Source organism: Frigoribacterium sp. AC512, from assembly GCF_979258295.1.
The window spans coordinates 897,541-919,204 of record NZ_OZ409850.1 but is presented as its reverse complement, the minus strand read 5'-3'; the positions used below and the strand labels follow the sequence as shown (position 1 = coordinate 919,204).

Here is a 21,664-nt window from a genome sequence, read left to right as displayed (position 1 = left end):
GGGCGCGGGCACGCGTCCACGCTACTGCGCGCCCCCGACAGGGACGGGCGGCCCGCGGAGCCGGCCCCGCGCCTCAGAGCCGGAACGAGTAGCCGCCGGAGGCGCGGGTCGACGCCGCGAGCGCGGTCACGTGCCGGTCGTCGTTCACCTCGAGGGCCCGGAGCTGCCGCGCGACCTGCCGTGCGGACTGCTTGCAGAACCCGATCGCCAGGTGGCGCTCGGCGTCGGAGTCGGCCCGCGCCTCCTCGAGGGCGACCGAGGCCCGTGACAGCACGGCCGTCTGCGCGTAGATGCCGGACGCCGCGTCGGCGAGGCGCTTCTGCACGAGCTGGGCCTCCTGCACCCGCTTGCCGTGCTTGCGGAGGGCGCCCTCGGCCCGCTCGCGCAGCTGAGAGACCTGCTCGCCCACCTGGGCCGCGGCGCGCGCGAGCTGAGGGTGCACGCCCACCGGCCGCTCGGGCCTGATGCGACGCTGCACCCGACCTGCCACGTACGGCGCCAGCACGCCCATCGCCCGGCCGGGGTCGCCGATGCTGAGGGAGGCGACGTCCGGCAGCTCCTCGCTGAGGGCCTTGAGTCCGTTGAGGGCGACGAAGGCGCGGAGGACGTCGTTCGCGCCCTCGAAGATCGGGAAGATGCGGAAGTCGCGCAGGGCCTTCGACAGCGGGTGCCCCTCCATGTAGGCCTCGCCGCCGTGCAGCTGCACCGCGCGGTTGAGGGCGTACCAGCCGGTGTCGCTGGCGGTCACCTTGGTCATGGCCGACTCGAGCGCGAAATCGGTGTCGCCGCGGTCGACGAGACCGGTGGTCAGGTACGACATCGACTCGACGCCGTAGATCTGCTGCGTCATCCACGCGAGCTTGTCGCCGACCATCTCGAAGTCGGCGAGCGGCCTGCCGAACTGGTGACGCGCCTCCGTGTGCTCGAGGCTCAGCTCGAGGAACCGCTTCATGCCGCCCGCGATGGCCGTGCCCATCGACATGCGGCCGTTGTTCAGCGTGTTCACCGCGATGCGGAAGCCGTCGCCCGGCTCGCCGAGCAGGTTCTCCGCGGGCACCCGCACGTCCTTGAAGTGCACGCGCTGGAGGTGGTTGGCCTTGAGGCCGTGGGTCTCGAAGCGGGGGCCGGTGCTGAGCCCGTCCGTGCCCTTCTCGACGATCAGGGCCACGTGCCCGAGGTCGCTCTGCGCGAAGACCGTCAGGACGTCCTTGTCGCCGTTGCCGATCCAGCGCTTCTCGCCGTTCAGCAGCCAGCTCCCGTCGGCCTGCCGCTCGGCCCGGGTCTCGAGGGCGTAGGCGTCGCTGCCCACGTTCGGCTCGGTGAGGACGAAGGCCGCGAGCTTCCGTCCGCTCGCCAGGTCGGGCAGCCAGCGGGCTTTCTGGTCGTCCGTGCCGAAGAGGTGCAGCGGCTTCGTGCCGATCGACTGGTGCACGCCCATCACGGTGGCGAGGGTGCCGTCGACCCGGCCGAACTCCTCGTAGACGCGGCAGTAGGCGCTCTGGCTGAGGCCGAGCCCGCCGTACTCCTCGGAGACGAAAAGGCCCATCAGCCCTCGCTCGCCGAGTGCGCGCACCGTGTCGTCGCCGATCCAGCCCTCGCGCTCGGCCCGCAGCGGGTCGTAGTCGGCCAGCACCTCCCGGGCCGACGCGGAGACCGTCTCGACCCTGGCAGCCTCGGCCGTCGACATGTGCGGGTAGGGGAACGCCAGCTCGGACGCGATGCGCCCCGCGAAGAGCGACTTGGTGAACGAGGGCCTGACAGTACGATCGACGCTGGTCATGGGGGCGATCGTGCCCGCAGGGGTGCCGGCGGACAACTCGCTTGTGCGGGTCCCACGACCGGTCGGGCACCTCCTCGGGACCGCGTTGTCGACTTGCTCGAACGACTGCGGCGATGGACCAGGATGGGGTCGTGTCCCGCATCATCTCCGGCTTCGCCGACAACCTGACCCTGGCCGTGCCGAAGACGGGCACCCGACCCACGAGCGACCGGGTGCGCGAGGCGCTGTTCTCGTCGCTCGACGCGCGGGACGAGATCGCCGGACGCCGCGTGCTCGACCTCTACGCCGGCACCGGCGGGCTCGGACTCGAGGCAGCGTCGCGGGGGGCCGCCTCGGTCGTGCTCGTCGAGAAGGCGCCGGCCGCGGCGAAGGCGCTGCGGAAGAACGTCGACGCCGTCGTGGGCCGGGCACCCGCCGGGAAGGCACCCCGGGTCGACGTCGTCGCCCAGCCGGTCCGGTCGTACCTCGGCGGCGGCGCCGGACTCGTCGACCTGGTCTTCTTCGACCCGCCCTACGAGCTGTCCGCGGCCGAGCTGGCCGCCGACCTCGAGGCGCTGCTGCCGTCGCTGGCCGAGGAGGCGCTGGTCGTCGTCGAGCGCGCCTCCCGCGACGGGGAGCCCGGCTGGCCCGACGGGCTCACGCTCGACGCCCGCAAGTCGTACGGCGACACGACGGTCTGGTTCGCGACGCTCGACGCCTGAGCAGCGGGTGGGACTGCGGGTGCGGCTGCTGCCGAGGGGCCCGCAGGATGTCGAGGCGAGACAGATCCGCCTCGGCAGGGCCGCCGCAGGCTGGCCCCGGGCACTCCTCGGGCCGGATCACTCTCACATTATGGGGCAGAGAACATCGTCGGGGCCGCGGGCGGACGCGGCGGGGCACGAGGGGCAGCGACCGGGCAGGTCAGCCCTGCTGGCCGGTCCAGAGGCGGTAGGGGTCCCAGCCGCCGGGCTCGCCGAGGTCGCGGCCGTCGACGGCGACACGGGGGGTGCCTCCTGCGAGGTCACGGACCGTGCCGATCGGCCGGAAGTCCCCGGGCAGGTCGACGCCCGCCGGGAACGTCGCGAGCAGCGAGTGGTCCTCTCCCCCGGCGAGGGCAGCGTGCGGGTCGGCACCGAGGGCCCCCGACTCGAGGTCGAGCACGACTCCGGAGGCGCGGGCAAGGCGGGACGCGTCGAGCGCGAGACCGTCGGAGAGGTCGAGCATCGCCGTGGCCCCGGCTAGGGCGGCAGCGGGCCCGTCGGCGATCGGCGGCGTGGGCGCCAGCTGCCAGCCGACGTCGGCGTCGCGGTCGCGCACCTCGCGGGCGAGGGCGGCATCGGGGACGCCGTCGTGGTCGACCCCGAGGCGGAAGAGCAGGTCGAGGCCCCGGGCCGCCCGGCCGAGCGGACCGGAGACGGCGACCACGTCGCCGACGCGGGCACCGTCGCGGCGGACCGGGTCGTGTCCGCCGAGGTCGCCGAACGCCGTGACCGCCACGGTGAAGACCGCGGAGACGGAGAGGTCGCCGCCGACGACGCCGCAGCCGGGCGCCATGGCCGCGCACGCGTCGCGGAGCCCGTCGGCGAGGCCTTCCAGGTCGGTGACGGGAGTGTCGCCCGGGACGGCCAGCGCCACCACGAGGGCGGTGGGACGGGCCCCCATGGCCGCCACGTCGGAGAGGTTCGAGGCGGCGGCCTTCCAGCCGAGGTCGTGCGGCGTCGACCAGGCGCGCCGGAAGTCAGGGCCGTGCACCATCAGGTCGGTCGTGACGACGAAGCGGCCGTCGGGCGAGGCGACGACGGCGGCGTCGTCGCCCGGGCCGAGCTGCGTGTCGAGACCGCGGGGCAGGCGGGGCAGGATGCGCGCGAGGGTGGTCAGCTCGCCGACGGCCTCGACGGTGTCCGCAGGATCGACGGTGTCGGCAGCAGCGACGGTGTCCGCTGCAGCGGCGGTGTCGGCAGCGTCGGCGGTGTCGGCAGTGTCGGCAGCGTCGGCGGTGTCGGCAGCGTCGGCGGTGTCGGCAGCGTCGGCGGTGTCGGCAGCGTCGAGAGACCTGGAGGATCGTTCCATGGGGTCGACGGTAGCCTGGCCGGGATGTCCGCTCCGTCCCGCCGCCTCCTGCGCCCTTCCCTCGTCGTCGCGCTCGGCGTCGTCGCCGCGTCGATCCTCTCGGGCTGCACGGCCGCCGTGCCGATGCAGTCGGCCGACGGTGCGAACGACCCCGACTGCGCCCAGGTCGTCGTGCACCTGCCCGACACGGTCGGGCCGGACTCCGACCCCCAGCAGCGGCGGGAGACCGACGCGCAGGGGACGGGAGCCTGGGGCACGCCCTCGACGGTGCTGCTGCGCTGCGGCGTCGAGTCCCCCGCGATCTCCGACCTGCCCTGCAACGACGTGCAGGGCGTCGACTGGCTGTCGGACGACGGCCCCGAGGACGGCGACACCTTCACGTTCACGACGTACGGCCGCACGCCCGCCGTGCAGGTCGTCGTCAGCGCCGAGGTCGGCAGCACGGCCCTCTTCGACCTCGCCGACGCCGTCGGGTACCTGCCGGAGGACGGCCGCGGCTGCGTCGGCGTGGAAGACCTGCCGAGCGTCGGCGACCCCTCCGACACCTCGACCGACGGACCGTCGGAGACGCCCGCTCCCTGACGCGGTGACCCGGTGACGGGCTGACGCGCTGAAGGAGCCGGCACCGTGGTGCGCCGCGCCGCCGCTCGATCTGCGTCGCGGCCAGCATCCACGATCGCACCGGGTCTCGTGCACTGCATCGTGTCTGGACGCGGTGCAGTGCACGAGACCCGGTGCGATGTCCGGTCCCGACACGAGCCAGCCGACGACGCCCACGGCCGGGGGCGCCGGCTCAGCGGTCGGTCGCGAGCCCCAGCTCGATGAGCTCGGTGATGAGCTCGGGGTAGCTCAGGCCGCTCGCGAGCCAGCAGGCCGGGAACATCGAGATCGGCGTGAAGCCGGGCATCGTGTTGACCTCGTTGACGACCCAGCCCCCGTCTGTGAGGAAGAAGTCGACCCGGGCGAGCCCGGTGCCGTCGATCGACTCGAAGGCGAGGGCCGCGAGCCGCTGCATCTCGGCCAGCTCGTCGTCCGACAGCGGCGCCGGGCACAGCAGGTCGGCGCCCGCCCCGCCCAGGTACTTCGACTCGAAGTCGTAGAAGGTCTCGTCGCTGAGCACGATCTCGCCCGCGACCGACGTGCGCGGGGCTCCGCCGTCGCGTCCGCCGAGCACGGCGCACTCGATCTCGCGGCCGACGACGCCGGCCTCGACGAGGACCTTGTGGTCCTCCGCCAGCCCGACCTGCATGGCAGCGGCCAGCTGGTCGGGGCCGTCGACGCGTGAGACGCCGACGCTCGACCCGGCACGTGCGGGCTTGACGAAGAGCGGGAAGCCGAGCGAGGCGACCTCGGCGGCCACCGCCTCCGGGGCGCTGGCCCACTCGGCGCGGCGCACCGTCCGCCAGGGAGCGACGGCGATGCCGGCCTGCTGCAGCACGGTCTTGGTGAAGTGCTTGTCCATGCCGACGGCCGAGGCGAGCAGGCCGGCGCCGACGTAGGGCAGCCCGACGAGCTCGAGCAGGCCCTGGACGGTGCCGTCCTCGCCGAACCGGCCGTGCAGGATCGGGAACACCACGTCGACGTCGCCGAGCAGGCGGAGGCCGCCGTCGGGCTCGACGACGCTCAGCCCCCGACTCGTGGCGGTCTCGGGCCAGCGCACCCGGGTGCCGTTGTCGCGCACCTCCGGCAGCGACTCGGCGTCGAGGGCGAAGAGGGCCGCGTCGTCGGGCTGCAGCGTGAAGGCGCCCTCGCGGGTGATGCCGACGGGCACGACCTCGAAGCGGTCGCGGTCGATCGCGGCGAGCACGCCCCCGGCGGTGGCGCAGCTGATCGAGTGCTCGCTCGAGCGGCCGCCGAACAGGACGACGACGGTCTGCTTCTCGACGCTCGCCGCGGCTCCGGTCGCAGGGGCCGCGGTCGTGGCGGGGGTGGTGGTGGTCATCGAGGGGCCCTTCGGGGTGGTTCGGCGCCGCCGGCCCGCGTGAGCAGGCAGGAGGAGCGGGTCGCGTCCGTGACGGACGCCGCGCCTCCTGCCGCTACTCGCCCTGGGGCTCGTCGGTCTCGGTCAGGTGCGGCGCGATGTTCCGCGGGTCGAGCGTACCGGCGAGCACCTCGGCGACCTGCTGCACGATGGGCATGTCGACCCCTCGCGAGCGGGCCAGCTCGAGGATCGGCGCGACGGAGCTCAGCCCCTCGGCGGTCTGGTTCATCTGCCGGACGACGTCGCCGAAGGCGTAGCCCTGGCCGAGGAGGCGGCCGGCCGTGTTGTTCCGCGAGAGCGGCGACTCGCACGTCGCGATGAGGTCGCCGAGGCCCGCGAGCCCCGCGAGCGTCTCGGCCTTGGCCCCGAACGAGACGGCGAACGAGGTCATCTCGGCCAGGCCGCGGGTGATGATCGACGCCTTCGTGTTCTCGCCGTAGCCGACGCCGTCGACGATGCCGATGGCGACCGCGATGAGGTTCTTGAGGACCCCGCCGAACTCGGTGCCGATCACGTCGGTGTTCACGAACGAGCGGAAGTACGGGTTGGTCGCGGTGGCGGCGACGAGCGTCGCGGTCTCGAGGCTCTGCGACGAGACCACGGCGGCGGTCGGCTGTCGCTTGGCGATCTCGAGCGCGAGGTTCGGGCCGGAGGCGACGGCGATCAGGTCGGGGTCGATGTCGAGCTCTTGCTCGATGACCTGGCTCATGCGCAGGCCGGTCGCCTTCTCGACGCCCTTCATGAGGCTGACCACCGGGACGCCGCGCGGGACGAGCTCGCGCACCGCGGCGAGGTTGTCGCGGAGGGTCTGGCTGGGCACCGAGAGGTAGACCTGCTCGGCGCCACGGAGCGCCGCGGCCACGTCGGGCGTCGCCACGAGGGTGCGGGGCAGGTTGATGCCCGGCAGGTAGTCGCTGTTGCGCTTGCTCTCGGTGATCTCGCGCGCGACCTCGGGACGCCGGGCCCAGAGCGTGACGTCCGCCCCGCCCTCGGCGAGGACCTTCGCGAACGTCGTGCCCCAGCTGCCGGAGCCCAGCACGGCCACCGTGCGGGGCACGGCGCTGCGCATCACGACCGAGATCGCCTCCGTCGTGACGGCGCCCTCGCCGAGGGCCCCGATGGCGTCCTCCCGCGTCCCGGCGCCTCGACCGGCGTCGCCGGTCACGTCGTGGCTGCTGTCGGCGCGGCTGCTGTCGTCACGGCTGCTCAAAGCGTCCGGTCTCCTTCTGGTGCTTCGTGTGCGGGTCCCACTGCTCGGCGGGCGCCTCCTCGTCGCGGAGGCCGGCCAGCAGCTCGGTGATGCGCTGCATGACGAGGGCCGTGGCCTCGGTGTAGGCGGCCTGGTCGAGGTGGCGGCCCCGCCACGGCGACAGGTCGACGGGGTCGCCGATGGCTGCCACGATGCGCTTGCGCGGGAACAGGCTGATCTTCGCCGAGTAGCGGCCCATCACGTGCTGGCTGCCCCAGTGCGCCATCGGGATGAGCGGCACCCCCGCCTGGAGGGCGAGCCGGACGGCTCCGCTCTTGCCCTTCATGGGCCACAGGTCGGGATCGCGCGTGAGCGTCCCCTCGGGGTAGATGATCACTCCCCCGCCGCTGGTCGCCAGGGCGCGCCCGGCCTGCAGAGGGTCGCTGTCGTGCGTGCGGCCGCCGCGCTCGACGGGCACGTGGCCCATGGCGCGCATCAGCGAGCCGAACACGGGCACGCGGAAGAGCGACGCCTTGGCCAGGAACCGCGGGACGCGTCCGAGGGTCCACATCAGCCGCGCCACGACGACGGGGTCGATGTTCGTGTAGTGGTTCGGCGCGAGCACGAAGGCACCCTCGGCCGGCAGCTTCTCGGCGCCGCGCACCTCGATGCGGGCGAGCCGGTCGAAGAGCGGGGCGCCCACGGCGGCGACGCCCCGGAACACGGCGCTCTTCTCCTTGCCCCGGCCGAAGCGACCGACCCGGCGGGGCGTCTGGACGAGGGGAGCGTCGACCCCACCGGCCGGCGGGGTCGGCGAGGAGGCGTCGATCACGTCGCGATCAGCCCTGGAAGTCGAAGTCGGCGCCCAGCTTGCGCAGCTTCGCGATGAAGTGCTCGTAGCCGCGGCTGATGATGCCGACGTTGCTGATCTTCGACTCGCCCTCGGCCGTCAGCGCGGCGATGAGGTGGCTGAAGCCGCCGCGGAGGTCGGGCACGCGGATGTCGGCGCCGTGAAGCGCGGTCGGGCCGTTGATGACGGCCGCCTGCTCGAACTCGCGACGGGCGACGCGGCGGTCGTGCCCCGGCAGGCCCTCTTTGTGGACGGTGATGTCGGCGCCCATGTCGTTCAGCGCCTCGGTGAACTGGAAGCGGTTCTCGTAGACGGTCTCGTGCACGATCGAGGTGCCCTGCGCCTGGGTGAGCGCCACGATGAGCGGCTGCTGCCAGTCGGTCATGAAGCCGGGGTGCACGTCGGTCTCGACGACGACGGGCTTGAGCTCGCCGCCGGGGTGGAAGAAGCGGATGCCGTCCTCGTGGACGTCGAAGTCGCCGCCGACCTTGCGGAAGACGTTGAGGAACGTCATCAGGTCTTTCTGGTCGGCGCCCTCGACGAAGATGTCGCCCTTGGTCGCGAGCGCGGCGCTCGCCCAGCTGGCGGCCTCGTTGCGGTCGTTGATGGCCCGGTGCGTGTAGCCGCGCAGCGTCTTGACGCCCTCGATGAAGATGACGCGGTTCGGCTCGACGGAGACGATGGCGCCCATCTTCTGCAGGATGGCGATGAGGTCCATGATCTCGGGCTCGATGGCCGCGTTGCGGAGCTCGGTGACGCCGTCGGCGAGCACGGCCGTGAGCAGGACCTGCTCGGTCGCGCCGACACTCGGGTAGGGCAGCTCGATGTTGGCGCCCTTGAGCCCGTCGGGCGCGGTGAGGTGGATGCCGTTGTACGACTTGTCGACGACCGCGCCGAAGGCACGGAGCGCGTCGAGGTGGAAGTCGATGGGACGGTCGCCGATGCGGCAGCCGCCGAGGTCGGGGATGAACGCCTCGCCCAGCCGGTGCAGCAGCGGGCCGCAGAAGAGGATGGGGATGCGGCTGGACCCGGCGTGCGCGTCGATCTCGGCGAAGTGCGCCGACTCGACGTTGGCCGGGTCGAGGATCATCTCGCCGCGGGCCGGGTCGGTGATGCGGACGCCGTGCACCGACAGCAGGCCGCGGACGACGTTGACGTCGCTGATGTCCGGGACGTCGCGCAGGATGCTCGGGGTGTCGCCGAGCAGCGCGGCGACCATCGCCTTCGTGGCGAGGTTCTTCGCCCCGCGCACCTCGATGCGACCGATCAGCGGCTTGCCGCCGCGGATGACGATCTCATCGGACTTCAGGCCGACACGGGCCCCTGCAGCTGCTGCGTCTTGGACGAGAGAGTTCACTTACTTCACCGGCAATGTCTTCGGGCGCCAGGCGGCGCGGCGGGTTTCGAATTCTGTGATGGCGGCTTCGTCGCGGAGGGTCAGTCCGATGTCGTCGAGACCCTCGAGGAGGCGCCACTTAGTGTAGGCATCGACCTCGAACGAGACCGTGAGGTCGCCGACCGTGGCGGTCTGCGCGGCGAGGTCGACGGTGATCTCGATGCCCGGAGCGGCCTCGACGACCGCCCAGATCCGCTCGATGTCGTCCTCGGCCACGACGGCGCTCAGCAGGCCCTGCTTGCCCGAGTTGCCCCGGAAGATGTCGCCGAAGCGCGAGCTCAGCACGACGTCGAAGCCGAAGTCGCGGAGCGCCCAGACGGCGTGCTCGCGGCTCGAGCCGGTGCCGAAGTCGGGGCCGGCCACGAGCACTCGCGCGCCCTGGTACTCCGGGCGGTTGAGCACGAAGTCCGGGTCCTGGCGCGCCGAGAAGAAGAGCGCGTCCTCGAAGCCGGTCTTGGTGACCCGCTTGAGGAACTCGGCCGGGATGATCTGGTCGGTGTCGACGTTCGAGCGCTTCAGGGGCGCGGCCACGCCGGTGACGACGGTGAACTTCTGCACTAGGACGCGCCTCCTGCGGTCTGGCCGGTCAGCTCGGCGGCGACCTGGTCGTGGATCAGGGTCGCCGAGGCCGGGTCGGCCCCGCCGAGCGCGCCTGCCTCGTCGGCCGACAGGTCCCACGGGGACGACAGGGTGCCGCGGACGGCGGTCGCGGCGGCGACCAGCGGCGACACGAGGTGGGTGCGCCCGCCCTTGCCCTGGCGGCCCTCGAAGTTGCGGTTCGAGGTCGACGCGCAGCGCTCGCCCGGGGCGAGCTGGTCGGGGTTCATGCCGAGGCACATCGAGCAGCCGGCGAAGCGCCACTCGGCGCCGAAGTCGGTGAAGACCTTGTCGAGGCCCTCGGCCTCGGCCTCGAGCCGCACGCGGGCCGAGCCCGGCACGACCATCACGCGGACGCCCTCGGCCTTGGTCTTGCCCTGCACGATCGACGCGAACGCCCGCAGATCTTCGATGCGGCTGTTCGTGCACGAGCCCATGAACACCGCGTCGACGGGGATCTGCTTCATCGGCGTGCCGGCCTCGAGGGCCATGTACTCGAGGGCGCGCTCGGCTGCGGCGCGCTCGTTGGGGTCGACGACGGTCGAGGGATCGGGCACCGAGTCGCTCAGCGAGACGCCCTGGCCCGGGTTCGTGCCCCAGGTGACGAACGGCTCGAGCGAGTCGGCGTCGAGGAACACCTCGGCGTCGAACACGGCGTCGTCGTCGGTCGGGAGGGTCTTCCAGTAGGCGACCGCCTCGTCCCAGTCGGCGCCGGTCGGGGCGTGGTCGCGGCCCTCGAGGTAGTCGAAGGTGATCTGGTCGGGGGCGACCATCCCGGCACGGGCGCCGGCCTCGATCGACATGTTGCAGATCGTCATGCGCCCCTCCATCGAGAGGGCGCGGATCGCGCTGCCGCGGTACTCGAGCACGTAGCCCTGGCCGCCGCCGGTGCCGATCTGCGCGATGACCGCCAGGATGACGTCCTTCGCCGTCACGCCGGGGCGCAGCGTGCCCTCGACGGTGACGGCCATGGTCTTGAACGGCTTGAGCGGCAGGGTCTGCGTCGCCATGACGTGCTCGACCTCGCTCGTGCCGATGCCGAAGGCCATCGCGCCGAACGCGCCGTGCGTCGAGGTGTGCGAGTCGCCGCAGACGACCGTGATGCCCGGCATGGTGAGGCCGAGCTGCGGCCCCACGACGTGGACGATGCCCTGCTCGGCGTCGCCGAGCGGGTGCAGGCGGACGCCGAACTCGGCCGTGTTGCGGCGGAGCGTCTCGATCTGCGTGCGGCTGGTGAGGTCGGCGATCGGCTTGTCGATGGCGAGGGTCGGGGTGTTGTGGTCCTCGGTGGCGATCGTCAGGTCGGTGCGCCGCATCGGCCGCCCTGCCTGCCGGAGCCCGTCGAAGGCCTGCGGGCTCGTGACCTCGTGGAGGAGGTGGAGGTCGATGTAGAGAAGGTCGGGGGCGCCGTCCTCGCCCTTGACGACGACGTGGTCGTCCCACACTTTCTCGGCAAGCGTCCTGCCCACGGGCACGCCCCTCTCCTCGGGTGTCTCGGTCGGAATGATCGTCGAAGTCTACGCCAGCGCCTCCCGGCCCCTGCCCGACGCGCTGCCGGGTGCAACGCGGCCGCGGGCGCCCGGCATTCCCCCCGGCGAGCGCCGCGGCCGAGGTCTCCGAACACGAGGTGGGCGCGCGGCACCTCGCGGGTCCTGACTGGTACCAGGTCCCCCGTCGTGCGGCGGCGGGCCCGCCCGACGAGGAGGTCGACCGAGCATGGCGCGAGACGACGCTCCCTGGCTGCCGGCCCGTCCGGCCGCGGGCCGCCGTGCCGACGTGCCGGAGGCCGGCGCGGCGCAGCCCGCCTCCCTGCCGTCCGGCTCCCGCCCCTCCCCTGCCGTGCCGCACGAGGAGGCGCCCCGACGTCGCCGCCGGACGACCGCCTCCTCGTCGTCCCGCCTGCGCTCCGCCTACCTCGCCCTCGCCCTCGCGACCACGGCCGTGCTCGTCGCCGGCGTCGCGGTCGTCCCTCGCTACGGCAGCGGCCCGGCGACCGGCACGCCCGTCGCGGACGAGCTGCGACGCCTGCCCACGGACGCCGCGTGGAGCCTCGACCTCGCCGGCCTCCTCGCGCCCGACGTGCCCCCGAGCTGCGTGCACGTCTGGCCCTCCGCCGCCGTCGACGGCCTCGTCGCGGTGGGCACCTCGGTGGACCTCGAGACCGACGACGCCGCGTCGTCGCCGGGCTGTCGCCGCGCTGCCGTGTCCGGGAACACGAGCCGCGTGGCGCTCGTCGAGGCCGGGACGGGCCGCGTCCGCTGGGTGCACGACCTCGCGGAGGACGTGCCCGACGCGGACGCCCTGGCCATCCCGGCGACGCAGGTCGTCCCGGCCGCCGACCGCGTGCTGGTCCAGGTCCAGACCTCGGGCGGCGCCGCCCAGGTCGCTCTCGACCTCGACGGAGGCGACTCCCGGGAGGTGGCACGCGGGCGCCGCGACCTGCCCGCCGTGAGCGTCGCCGCCGTCGGGCGCCTGCAGCTCCGGGCCGTCGGCGGCACCGACGACGCGTCGCGGCGCTTCTCCCTCGTCGACGCGGGCGACCTCACCGAGCCCGTCTGGCAGGGCCGGGCCGACGTGGGCACCACTCCCCTGCTGCTGGAGTCGGGCGTCGTCCTCGAGGCGGACGGCCGCAGCTCGTTCGTCGACGGCCGCACCGGCGCGGCGCGTCCGCTCGAACGGGGCCGGGGCCGGGGCACGACCCTCGAGACGGCCGCCGTCGGCCCCGCCGGCGACGGTTCCCTCTACGTGGTCGAGCGGGCGGGACGGTCTCGTCCGACCGTGTCGGCCGTCGACCCGCTCGGCGACCGGCGGTGGACGACCCCCGTCGAGGCAGGAGCCCTCGACGTGACGGACCGGTGCGTCCTCGCCCTGTCGCCCGACGCCTCCTCCGTCACCTGCCTCGACCGGGGAGACGGTCGGGTGCTCTGGACCCGCGACCTCGGCGGCCCTGCCCGGGTCGTGCCCGTGCCGGGGCAGTCGCGGGACGACGTCTGGGTCGTGGCGCAGCGCGACGACGGCCCCGAGCTGGCCGCCCTCGACGTGTCGGACGGCTCGCGCCGTGTCGCCGTGCCGCTCGGCCCGTCCGACGAGGTGGTCGCCGCGTCGCGCACCGTCGTCTACGTCGTGACGGACGACTCCGGCACCAGCCCCGACGCGGTCAGCGCCTACGACGCGTCGAGCGGACGCCGGCTCTGGACGTCGACGTCGCCCGGCCGGGTCTCGTTCTGGGGCGGCGCCCTCGTCGTCGTGGACGACTCCGCCGCCGCCTCCCGCCTCGTCGACCGCACCCGCGTCGGGAGCACCTCGTGACGGCGCCGGGCGCCCCGTGGCAGCCCCCGCGGCCGAGGGCCGCGGTGGTCTGGGAGACGCCGACGACCGGGGCACGGACGACGGCCGCCGAGGAGGCGGAGGGCGGGCAGCAGGTCCCGCCCCCGTCCGGGAGCCCGTCGGGTCGTCCGCCGTCGCCCGGCCCGCGCTGGTGGCGCCGCCTCGCGCCCGGCCGTCGTCTCGCCCTCGGCTACCTCGCCCTGGTGGTGGCCGCCGTGGCCGTCACCGCCGCCCTCGTCCCCGGCCAGCCGGTGTACGGCGGGCTGTCGCCCTGGCAGGGCACGTCGACCGTCGACATCCGGGAGGCGCCGACCGCCTCCGGCTGGACCGTCGACCTCGCCGGGGCGCTCGCCCCCGGCGCACCGGCCCTCTGCCTGCGGTTCCCCTCGGTGCCGGTCGGCGACGACGGCCTCGTGCTCGTCCGCGCCGCACCGGCCTGGACCTACGGCTTCGCGAACGACGCGGGCTGCGGCAGCGACACCCGGCAGGTCGGGTCGCGGGTCGGGCTGCTCGACACGCGGGACGGCCGAATGGCCTGGGTGCACGACGCCCGGGACGACTTCGCCGACCTGGGCGACCTCGACGGAGCCGAGGTGCTGTCGGCCTCGGCGATCGGCCCGGCGGGCGACCCCGACCGCCTCCTGCTGCGCACCTCGGGCGGCGCCCTCTCGAAGCTCGTGGCGCTGGACCCCGCGACGGGTCGGGTCGTCGACGGCTCCGCGCCGTGGACGACGACGGACAGCGACCAGTTCCAGTCGGAGGGGCAGGTCGTCCTCACGGGACGCCAGCCGTCCGCGGGCGGCGCCTACCGGTACGAGGTCCGCGACGCGGACGACCTCGGGCACGTGACGTGGCGGGGCGCCGGCACGACGACGGGCGTCGTCCTCGCCCTGCCGGACCGCGCCCTCGTCTCGACGCCGGGCGGCACGGTGGCCGTCGACCCGCGGACGGGTCGCGAGCGCGACTGGGGCACGAGGCTCGACACGCTGGTCGGGCCGCTCGTGCACGACGACCTCATCGTGTCGCCGTCAGGTCGGTCGGGGGGCTTCAAGGCCGTCGACCTCGACGGGCGCACCCGGTGGACGACCTCCCCCGACGTGCAGGGGGCGCCGAGCGCGGCACGCACGTGCCTCGTCGTGACCGACGTCGCGGACGACCGCGTCAGCTGCGTCGACTGGGACACGGGCGAGACCCGCTGGAGCCACGACCGCCGGGGAGCGGTCAGCGTCGACGGCCTCGCCGGCCAGACCGACGACGACCTCTTCGCCGCGGCGCCCGACGGGGACGACGGATCGCTCGCCCTGCGCGTCCTCGACGGGACGGACGGGGCCGCGAGGTCGGTCGTCGAGCTGCCGGGCGGTGCGGTGCCGGCCGCGACCGGACGCACCGTCGGCTACGCGTTCGCCTACGGCAGCTCGGGCGGCCGGTCGACGGTCGTCGCCTTCGACCGGTCGTCGGGCGAGCGGCTGTGGGTCTACCAGGGCAGGCTGCAGGTGTCGTTCTGGGGCGGAGCGCTGGTCGACGTCGACGTCGACGGCGTGGCGCACGAGCTCACCGGACCGGAGGCGTCCGAGGTCGTCGCGCCCCGGTGGTGATGACGACCCTGTTCGAACGCGTGTTCGAACGATCGGCTAGGCTGAGGGGCATGAGCACGACCTTCACCTCCTCCCTGCTGGACGGCCTCGACGACGACGCCGAGACGGGCGCGGACCCCGTCACGAGGCGGGGCACCGGCCTGCGCGGCCTCGACGGGGCCGTGCAGCACCTGCCCCTCGACGACGGCGCGTGGCTCGACCTCGTGCCCGGCTGGGCGACGGGCAGCGACGCGATGTTCGAGCGCCTCGTCGCCGAGGTCCCCTGGCAGGCCGACACGCGGACGATGTACGACCGGGTGGTCGAGGTGCCACGGCTGGTGTCGTCCTACGGCGAGCGCGACGTGCTGCCCGACCCCGTTCTCGGCACGGCGCGCGACGAGCTGAACCAGTGGTACTCCAGCCGGCGCGGGGCGCCCGACGAGCAGCTGTTCCGCCGCGCCGGGCTCTGCTTCTACCGCACGGGCGACGACAGCATCGCCTGGCACGGCGACCGCGTCGGCCGCACGATCGACCGCGACACGATGGTGGGCATCCTGTCCCTCGGCGCGCCGCGCACCCTCGCGATCCGGTCACGTCGCACGGGCAAGGTGCAGCGCTTCCCCCTCGGCCACGGCGACCTGCTGGTGATGGGCGGCAGCAGCCAGCGCACGCACGAGCACGCGATCGCGAAGACCCGCAAGGCGGTCGGCCCGCGCATCTCGGTGCAGTTCCGACCGGTGTGGCCTGCGTAGGCCGCCCGCGGCCGGAGCGGGCCGCTCGGGTCTGGACAGACAGGAACAGCGACCGGTGTGGCCTGCGTAGCGGCTCCCTCCCACCCGACGCTCGTCGCTCATCCGGGCCTGCGCTCGTATGCTGTGCGCACGACCGACGACGAGGTGGACGAGCATGGCACCAGCGACCCGTGACGACGTGGCGCGCCTGGCCGGCGTCTCGTCGAGCACCGTCTCGTACGCCCTCAGCGGCCGTCGGACGATCTCGGACGCCACCCGCCGTCGCGTCGAGGCGGCCATGGCCGAGCTCAACTACACGCCGAACGCCTTCGCGCGCGGCCTGGCGGGGTCGCGGGGCGGCATCCTGGCCCTGCACTACCCGTACGGCAGGCGCGGTGTGACGTCGTCCGAGTTCGAGTACGTCGCGGCGGCCACGGACCGGGCGCGGGAACGCGGCTACCACCTCCTGCTCTGGTCGACCCCGATCGACGACGTCGAGGGCCTGGAGAGCCTCGTGAGCGAGGGCCTGGTCGACGGCGTCGTCCTGATGGAGCTGACGCCGGAGGACGACCGCGTGCCCGTCCTGACGGAGGCGCGGGTCCCTTTCACGAACATCGGCCGCCCCGACGACGTGGCCGGCCTCTGGTTCGTGGACGCCGACTACGACGCGCTGGGGCGGCTCGCCGTGCAGCACCTCGTCGACCTCGGCCACGAGCGGGCGTTCTTCCTCAGCCAGTCGGTCGGCTCGCACGAGCGCGGCTCGGGCCCCCTCGCGAGGGCCTCCCGCGCGCTGGACGACGCCGCACGGCGAGCGGGCCTCGTGCTCGAGGCGCACCACGCCCCCGTCTCGATCACGGGCGGCCGGTCGGCTTTCGACGCGTTCGTCGCGTCGTCCGCACGGCCCACCGCGGTGGTGGCGTTCAACGAGACGGCGCTGGCGGGCTTCGTGCAGGCGGCCGCGTTCGCCGACTGCTCGATCCCCCGTGACGTCTCCGTCGTCGCGCTGAGCATCGGCGACCTCGCCGCGGACATGACCTCGCCGCCGCTCACGACCGTCTCGCCCCCCGGGGTCGAGCTCGCGGCGGCCGCGGTGGACCACCTGGTCGACCGGCTGGAGGGACGCCGACTCGGTGCACCGCACCTCCTCGTGGCCCCGCAGCTCGTCGTCCGGGGCAGCTCGGCGCCCCCGTCCCACGACGGGCGCGGTGCCCTCCGCGCCGCCGTTCGTCCCGCTGCGACGCGCCGCTAGCACGCGTTGTTGCGCGCCTCCTGCGCGTGTGTGACACTCATCGTCGACGCGCGTCGACGACGACGCGCGCGGCAGTGGCCCGGCTCGGCAGCACGAGCAGGCCACGTGCATCGCAACTCGACGAGGAGATCACCATGCGAGCATCCCTGCACCGCAGGTTCACGGGCCCCCTGGCCATCCTGGCTGCATCCAGCTTCCTGCTGGTCGGCTGTTCCGGCAGCGCCGACCCCAACGACCCCAACGCGGGCGGCGACGCCGGCGGGACGGTCGGCACCGCCGACGGCGTCGTCAACGTCTACGGGACGATCAACGGCGACGAGGCGACCCTGCTCGAGGAGTCCTGGGCCGACTGGGAGGCCGAGAACGACATCGAGATCAAGTACACGGGCGACAAGGAGTTCGAGAAGCAGATCGGCATCAAGGTCCAGGGCGGCGACACCCCCGACCTCGCGATCTTCCCGCAGCCCGGCCTGCTCGCCGACACGGTGAAGTCGGGCAAGGTGCAGGAGCTCCCGGCCGACGCGCTCGCGAACGTCAAGGAAGGCTGGTCGGAGGACTGGCAGAAGTACGGCCAGGTCGACGGCACGCAGTACGGCGCTCCGCTGATGGCCAGCGTCAAGGGCTACGTCTGGTACTCCCCCGCCAAGTTCGCGGAGTGGGGCGTCGAGATCCCCAAGACCTACGACGAGCTCGTCGAGGTCTCGAAGACCATCCAGGAGAAGACCGGCACCGCTCCCTGGTGCGCCGGCTTCAACTCGGGCGAGGCCTCGGGCTGGCCCGGCACCGACTGGGTCGAGGACCTCGTGCTCCGCGGAGCCGGACCCGACGCCTACGACTCGTGGGTCTCCGGAGACATGAAGTTCACCGACCCCGAGATCAAGGACGCGTTCGACTCCGTCGGCACGATCCTGCAGGACCCGACCATGGTCAACGCCGGCTACGGCGACGTGAAGTCGATCAACTCGACCGCCTTCGGCGACGTCGCGACCAACGTGGCGAACGGCAGCTGCGCGCTGACGCACCAGGCCTCGTTCTTCGAGGGCTTCCTCACCGCGGCGAACAACGCCGAGGGCACGCCCGCCACGGTCGCCGAGGACGGCGACGTGTGGGCCTTCCTCACCCCGCCCATGAAGGAGGACGACCCGGCTGCCGTCACCGGCGGCGGCGAGTTCGTCGCCGCGTTCTCGAACGACGACGACACCGCCAAGGTGCAGGCGTACCTCGCCAGCGCCGACTGGGCCAACAGCCGCGTCTCGCTCGGAGGCGTCATCTCGGCCAACAAGGGGCTCGACCCCGAGAACGCCGGCAGCGACCTGCTGAAGAGCGCCGTCGAGATCCTGCAGGGCACGGACACCACGTTCCGCTTCGACGGCTCCGACCTGATGCCGAAGTCGGTCGGCTCCGACAGCTTCTGGAAGGGCATGGTCGACTGGATCGACGGCACGGACACCGACTCGGTGCTCGAGGAGATCCAGGCCGGCTACACCAGCTAGCCCGCAACCCCACCGTGAGGGGCCGTCGCCGTGCGGCGGCGGCCCCTCACGCGTCCCCGTCGCGCGCAGCCGCCTCCTCTCGCCTGCGTCCGAGCGCCCCCGTACCCGAACGTGAAAGGGACAGCGATGTCCAGTTTCTTCCAGTGGTTGGCGGGCATCCCGCCCCTGGCCCAGATCCCCCTGATCCTGCTCGCCTTCGCTGCGCTGGTCGGCGTGGTGCTCGTCTTCGTCGAGTTCGCGCCCCGCCGCGGCCGGCAGTACACGATCCTCCGCCTCGCCGTCTGCGTCGTCGTCCCCGTCGTGGTGCTGCTCGCCTTCGGCCTCTACCAGTCGGTCATCTGGGTCGCGGCGATCGCGGCCGTCCTCGGCGGCGGGCTGTTCCTGCTCGACTACCGCTCGAAGCGCGGCGCCGGCTACTCGCTGCAGCTCATCGCCTTCATGACCCCGGCGGTGTTCTTCCTGCTGATCGGCCTGATCTACCCCACCATCACCACCGCGGGCCAGGCCTTCATGAAGAACGACGGCTCGGGCTTCGCGGGCCTCGACAACTTCGTCTGGGTCTTCACGAGCCCCGACGGCCTCACCGCCTTCGGGAACACGCTGATCTGGGTGCTGCTCGCCCCGATCACCGCGACCGCCATCGGCCTCGCCTACGCGGTCTTCATCGACAAGAGCCGCGGCGAGAAGTTCCTCAAGCTGCTCGTCTTCATGCCGATGGCCATCTCGTTCGTGGGCGCGTCGATCATCTTCAAGTTCTTCTACGACATCCGCCAGGGCGACCAGATCGGCCTGCTCAACGGCATCCTCGTCGGCTTCGGCGGCCAGCCCGTCGACTGGCTCGGCCTCGAGCCGTGGAACACCCTGCTGCTCGTGATCGTGCTGATCTGGACCCAGGCCGGCTTCGCGATGACGGTGCTCTCCGCCGCCATCAAGGGCGTCCCCGCCGAGCAGCTCGAGGCGGCCTCGCTCGACGGGACCAACGGATTCCAGGCCTTCCGCCACATCACCGTGCCGGGCATCCGCACGACCATCATCGTCGTGCTCACCACGATCTCGATCGCGTCGCTGAAGGTCTACGACATCGTCTCGGCGATGACCGGCGGCCGCAACGACACGACCATCCTCGCCTTCGAGATGGTCCGCCAGTTCCAGCTCGGCAGCCGCACCGGCTACAGCTCGGCGCTGGCCGTGATCCTGTTCGTGCTCGTCCTGCCGATCGTCGTCTACAACGCCCGCCAGATCCAGAAGCAGAGGGAGATCCGATGACCGCCACCCCCACCCCCGTCGGGGTCGCCGTCGGCTCGGGCACCGAGCGTCAGCTCAAGCGCGGCCTCGCCGCCGTCGAGAGCTCGAGCGGCAAGCTGAAGAAGGGCACGACCAGCCGCGGCGCCACGATCGCCGCGCTCGTCATCGCCGCCATCTGGACGCTGCCGACGGCCGGTCTGTTCATCTCGTCCTTCCGACCGGCGAACGACATCAAGACGACCGGCTGGTGGACCGTCTTCGCCAATCCCGGGTTCACGCTCGACAACTACGTCAACGCGTTCAACTCGGGCGACAGCCTGACGCTCGGCAAGGCCTTCTTCAACTCCCTCGTCATCACGCTGCCCGCGGCGCTCATCCCGATCACGATCGCCAGCCTCGCGGCGTACGCGTTCGCGTGGATCGACTTCAAGGGCCGCAACACGATGTTCGTGCTCGTCTTCGCGCTGCAGATCGTGCCGATCCAGATGGCCCTCGTGCCGCTGCTCCGGCTCTTCTCCGACGGTCTGCGGGTCGGGGGCCTGTACATCCTCCCGGGCCTCGGGGTGAACGGGCTCGACGGCTCCTTCGCCAAGGTGTGGATCGCGCACACGATCTTCGCGCTCCCCCTGGCGATCTTCATGCTGCACAACTTCATCTCCGAGATCCCGGCGGAGGTGATCGAGGCGGCCCGCATGGACGGCGCCGGACACGGCCAGGTCTTCTTCCGCATCGTGCTGCCGCTGTCGATGCCGGCCATCGCCTCCTTCGGCATCTTCCAGTTCTTGTGGGTGTGGAACGACCTGCTCGTGGCGACGGTGTTCACCTCGGGGCAGGGGTTGCCCATCACGAAGGCGCTGCAGGACCTGTCGGGCTCGTACGGCCAGTCGTGGGAGCTGCTCACGGCCGGGGCGTTCATCTCGATCATCGTGCCGCTGATCGTGTTCTTCGCCCTGCAGCGGTTCTTCGTCCGCGGTCTGCTGGCCGGCGCCACGAAGGGCTAGATCGCCCTGGCGGTGCTCGATCTGCCTCTCGGCGGGACGGCCCCGGCGACGTCACCCCGACGTCGCCGGGGCCGTTCGCGTTCGAGCTGCCCTCGCCCTGCCCCGCCTGCTCCGTCAGCCCCGCCTGCCCCGTCAGCCCCGGACCGGCCACGCCACGCCGCGCCGACTGGTCACGTGCGGTCCCGCTGCGGCGCCCGGAGGACAGCAACTGACCACTCGCCACAGGGGCCATCCGGAGGCGAGGGCCAGGTCGGCTCGTGGGCTGGCGGATTCGGCCCAGGAACGACGAAACCGCCCGGCTGAGTGCCGGGCGGTTCGTGGTGGTGACCCCAACGGGATTCGAACCCGTGTTACCGCCGTGAGAGGGCGACGTACTAGGCCGCTATACGATGGGGCCGTATTTGCAACTCGTCGAGTATGCCACAGCTGTCGAGCCGGTCACAAATCGAGGCCGCCCCGCGTGTCGCGGGCGGTCTGCGGGCGCTCAGGAGGCGGGGTCCCGGTCACCGACAGGGGGTCGCCGCGGCCTGCGGCGGGCGTACAGTCGGCCTCATGCGCCTCACGAAACTCGAACACGCCTGCCTCGTCGTCGAGAAGGACGGGCGCAAGCTCGTCGTCGACCCCGGCTCGTTCACCGCTCCCCTGGTCGACCTGCACGACGTCGACGCCGTCGTCGTGACCCACGAGCACGCCGACCACTGGACGCCCGACCAGCTCGCGCACCTCCGCGAGACGAACCCCGACGCAGTCCTGTACGGACCGCAGGGCGTCGCGGACGCGGCGGACGGGTTCGACGTCCACGTCGTCACCGACGGCGACACGGTCGAGGCCGGTCCCTTCACCCTCTCGTTCCACGGGACGCGGCACGCGGTGATCCACGAGAGCATCCCCGTGATCGACAACGTAGGCGTCCTGGTCGACGGCTCGCTGTTCTACCCGGGCGACCAGTTCACCGTGCCGGACGTGCCCGTCGAGACCCTGGCGACGCCCGTGGGGGCGCCGTGGCTCAAGGTGGCCGAGGTGATCGACTACGTGGCGGCCGTGAAGCCCAAGCTGGCCTTCCCGACCCATGAGCAGACCCTCTCCGGCCCCGGCCTGGCGATGCACTTCGACCGCATGAAGGCGAGCGCGCAGTCGGTCGGCGGCGACGCGGTGCAGCTCGCGGCCCACGAGTCGATCGAGCTCTAGGCGCGGCCGCTCCC

18 protein-coding genes and 1 tRNA gene are annotated in these 21,664 nt (G+C 72.7%); 10 read left to right on the top strand and 9 right to left on the bottom strand.

Annotation, left to right across the window (positions count from 1 at the left end; all coding sequences use genetic code 11):
* Nucleotides 1-73: 73 nt before the first annotated feature.
* A complete protein-coding gene (locus ACZZ97_RS04180) occupies nucleotides 74-1,780 on the bottom strand; it encodes an acyl-CoA dehydrogenase family protein (RefSeq protein WP_314103225.1) in 1,707 nt (568 codons plus the stop codon).
* A gap of 131 nt (nucleotides 1,781-1,911) precedes the next feature.
* Between ACZZ97_RS04180 and rsmD the strand changes: the two genes are divergently transcribed.
* A complete protein-coding gene (gene rsmD, locus ACZZ97_RS04175) occupies nucleotides 1,912-2,481 on the top strand; it encodes a 16S rRNA (guanine(966)-N(2))-methyltransferase RsmD (RefSeq protein WP_463472360.1) in 570 nt (189 codons plus the stop codon).
* Nucleotides 2,482-2,680: 199 nt separating this feature from the next.
* On the opposite strand, the gene thiL is transcribed toward rsmD, so the two are convergent.
* Nucleotides 2,681-3,829, bottom strand: coding sequence for a thiamine-phosphate kinase (gene thiL, locus ACZZ97_RS04170; RefSeq protein ID WP_463472359.1), 1,149 nt, complete (start codon nucleotides 3,827-3,829; stop codon nucleotides 2,681-2,683).
* A gap of 24 nt (nucleotides 3,830-3,853) precedes the next feature.
* On the opposite strand from thiL, the gene ACZZ97_RS04165 reads away from it, so the two are divergent.
* Nucleotides 3,854-4,411 carry a DUF3515 domain-containing protein gene (locus ACZZ97_RS04165; RefSeq protein ID WP_314103049.1) on the top strand — a complete coding sequence of 186 codons (558 nt, stop codon included), beginning with the start codon at nucleotides 3,854-3,856 and terminating at the stop codon, nucleotides 4,409-4,411.
* Between the two features lie 211 nt (nucleotides 4,412-4,622).
* On the opposite strand, the gene ACZZ97_RS04160 is transcribed toward ACZZ97_RS04165, so the two are convergent.
* From ACZZ97_RS04160 to leuC, 6 genes are all read right to left on the bottom strand, one after another.
* A complete protein-coding gene (locus tag ACZZ97_RS04160; protein ID WP_463472358.1) occupies nucleotides 4,623-5,771 on the bottom strand; it encodes a D-alanine--D-alanine ligase family protein in 1,149 nt (382 codons plus the stop codon).
* 94 nt (nucleotides 5,772-5,865) lie between these two features.
* Nucleotides 5,866-6,879 (bottom strand): NAD(P)H-dependent glycerol-3-phosphate dehydrogenase, encoded by a 1,014-nt coding sequence (locus ACZZ97_RS04155; protein WP_314103054.1) that lies wholly within the window; start codon nucleotides 6,877-6,879, stop codon nucleotides 5,866-5,868.
* A 127-nt stretch (nucleotides 6,880-7,006) separates the two neighbouring features.
* The gene (locus tag ACZZ97_RS04150) at nucleotides 7,007-7,831 is read right to left on the bottom strand and encodes a lysophospholipid acyltransferase family protein (RefSeq protein ID WP_463472357.1); all 825 of its coding nucleotides are present in this window, start codon (nucleotides 7,829-7,831) and stop codon (nucleotides 7,007-7,009) included.
* 7 nt (nucleotides 7,832-7,838) lie between these two features.
* Nucleotides 7,839-9,206, bottom strand: coding sequence for a UDP-N-acetylglucosamine 1-carboxyvinyltransferase (gene murA / locus ACZZ97_RS04145; RefSeq protein WP_123546459.1), 1,368 nt, complete (start codon nucleotides 9,204-9,206; stop codon nucleotides 7,839-7,841).
* Nucleotides 9,207-9,803, bottom strand: a complete 597-nt coding sequence (gene leuD, locus ACZZ97_RS04140; protein WP_463472356.1) for a 3-isopropylmalate dehydratase small subunit — start codon at nucleotides 9,801-9,803, stop codon at nucleotides 9,207-9,209. It abuts the gene before it with no gap.
* Nucleotides 9,803-11,311 carry a 3-isopropylmalate dehydratase large subunit gene (leuC, locus tag ACZZ97_RS04135; protein WP_463473755.1) on the bottom strand — a complete coding sequence of 503 codons (1,509 nt, stop codon included), beginning with the start codon at nucleotides 11,309-11,311 and terminating at the stop codon, nucleotides 9,803-9,805. The genes leuD and leuC overlap by 1 nt, the downstream gene beginning before the upstream one ends.
* Before the next feature lie 247 nt (nucleotides 11,312-11,558).
* Here leuC and ACZZ97_RS04130 point away from each other — a divergent pair, with 247 nt between their 5' ends.
* The 7 genes from ACZZ97_RS04130 (at nucleotide 11,559) to ACZZ97_RS04100 (ending at nucleotide 20,462) form a co-directional block, all read left to right on the top strand.
* A complete protein-coding gene (locus tag ACZZ97_RS04130) occupies nucleotides 11,559-13,151 on the top strand; it encodes an outer membrane protein assembly factor BamB family protein (RefSeq protein WP_463472355.1) in 1,593 nt (530 codons plus the stop codon).
* Between the two features lie 44 nt (nucleotides 13,152-13,195).
* Nucleotides 13,196-14,764: an outer membrane protein assembly factor BamB family protein gene (locus ACZZ97_RS04125; RefSeq protein WP_463472354.1), complete on the top strand. Its 1,569-nt coding sequence runs from the start codon at nucleotides 13,196-13,198 to the stop codon at nucleotides 14,762-14,764.
* 50 nt (nucleotides 14,765-14,814) lie between these two features.
* Nucleotides 14,815-15,495, top strand: a complete 681-nt coding sequence (locus ACZZ97_RS04120) for an alpha-ketoglutarate-dependent dioxygenase AlkB (RefSeq protein WP_463472353.1) — start codon at nucleotides 14,815-14,817, stop codon at nucleotides 15,493-15,495.
* A 154-nt stretch (nucleotides 15,496-15,649) separates the two neighbouring features.
* A complete protein-coding gene (locus ACZZ97_RS04115; RefSeq protein ID WP_463472352.1) occupies nucleotides 15,650-16,723 on the top strand; it encodes a LacI family DNA-binding transcriptional regulator in 1,074 nt (357 codons plus the stop codon).
* Between the two features lie 134 nt (nucleotides 16,724-16,857).
* On the top strand, nucleotides 16,858-18,216 hold the full coding sequence (locus ACZZ97_RS04110) for an ABC transporter substrate-binding protein (RefSeq protein WP_463472351.1): 1,359 nt from the start codon (nucleotides 16,858-16,860) through the stop codon (nucleotides 18,214-18,216).
* Between the two features lie 126 nt (nucleotides 18,217-18,342).
* Nucleotides 18,343-19,482, top strand: a complete 1,140-nt coding sequence (locus ACZZ97_RS04105; protein WP_192042008.1) for a carbohydrate ABC transporter permease — start codon at nucleotides 18,343-18,345, stop codon at nucleotides 19,480-19,482.
* Nucleotides 19,479-20,462 carry a carbohydrate ABC transporter permease gene (locus ACZZ97_RS04100; RefSeq protein ID WP_314101209.1) on the top strand — a complete coding sequence of 328 codons (984 nt, stop codon included), beginning with the start codon at nucleotides 19,479-19,481 and terminating at the stop codon, nucleotides 20,460-20,462. Before ACZZ97_RS04105 ends, ACZZ97_RS04100 begins: the two co-directional genes overlap by 4 nt.
* Before the next feature lie 321 nt (nucleotides 20,463-20,783).
* On the opposite strand, the gene ACZZ97_RS04095 is transcribed toward ACZZ97_RS04100, so the two are convergent.
* A tRNA-Glu gene (locus ACZZ97_RS04095) sits at nucleotides 20,784-20,859 on the bottom strand.
* A gap of 155 nt (nucleotides 20,860-21,014) precedes the next feature.
* Between ACZZ97_RS04095 and ACZZ97_RS04090 the strand changes: the two genes are divergently transcribed.
* Complete coding sequence (locus ACZZ97_RS04090; RefSeq protein ID WP_463472350.1) at nucleotides 21,015-21,650, top strand: MBL fold metallo-hydrolase; 636 nt, start codon at nucleotides 21,015-21,017, stop codon at nucleotides 21,648-21,650.
* The last annotated feature ends 14 nt before the right edge of the window (nucleotides 21,651-21,664 follow it).

Coding starts and splice junctions, on each gene's coding strand:
- ACZZ97_RS04105 (WP_192042008.1), top strand. CDS start 18,343: ATGTCCAGTTTCTTCCAGTGGTTGGCGGGCATCCCGCCCCTGGCCCAG.
- ACZZ97_RS04155 (WP_314103054.1), bottom strand. CDS start 6,879: ATGCGCAGCGCCGTGCCCCGCACGGTGGCCGTGCTGGGCTCCGGCAGC.
- ACZZ97_RS04180 (WP_314103225.1), bottom strand. CDS start 1,780: ATGACCAGCGTCGATCGTACTGTCAGGCCCTCGTTCACCAAGTCGCTC.
- ACZZ97_RS04120 (WP_463472353.1), top strand. CDS start 14,815: ATGAGCACGACCTTCACCTCCTCCCTGCTGGACGGCCTCGACGACGAC.
- ACZZ97_RS04115 (WP_463472352.1), top strand. CDS start 15,650: ATGGCACCAGCGACCCGTGACGACGTGGCGCGCCTGGCCGGCGTCTCG.
- ACZZ97_RS04110 (WP_463472351.1), top strand. CDS start 16,858: ATGCGAGCATCCCTGCACCGCAGGTTCACGGGCCCCCTGGCCATCCTG.
- thiL (WP_463472359.1), bottom strand. CDS start 3,829: ATGGAACGATCCTCCAGGTCTCTCGACGCTGCCGACACCGCCGACGCT.
- ACZZ97_RS04100 (WP_314101209.1), top strand. CDS start 19,479: ATGACCGCCACCCCCACCCCCGTCGGGGTCGCCGTCGGCTCGGGCACC.
- ACZZ97_RS04160 (WP_463472358.1), bottom strand. CDS start 5,771: ATGACCACCACCACCCCCGCCACGACCGCGGCCCCTGCGACCGGAGCC.
- ACZZ97_RS04090 (WP_463472350.1), top strand. CDS start 21,015: ATGCGCCTCACGAAACTCGAACACGCCTGCCTCGTCGTCGAGAAGGAC.
- ACZZ97_RS04130 (WP_463472355.1), top strand. CDS start 11,559: ATGGCGCGAGACGACGCTCCCTGGCTGCCGGCCCGTCCGGCCGCGGGC.
- ACZZ97_RS04165 (WP_314103049.1), top strand. CDS start 3,854: ATGTCCGCTCCGTCCCGCCGCCTCCTGCGCCCTTCCCTCGTCGTCGCG.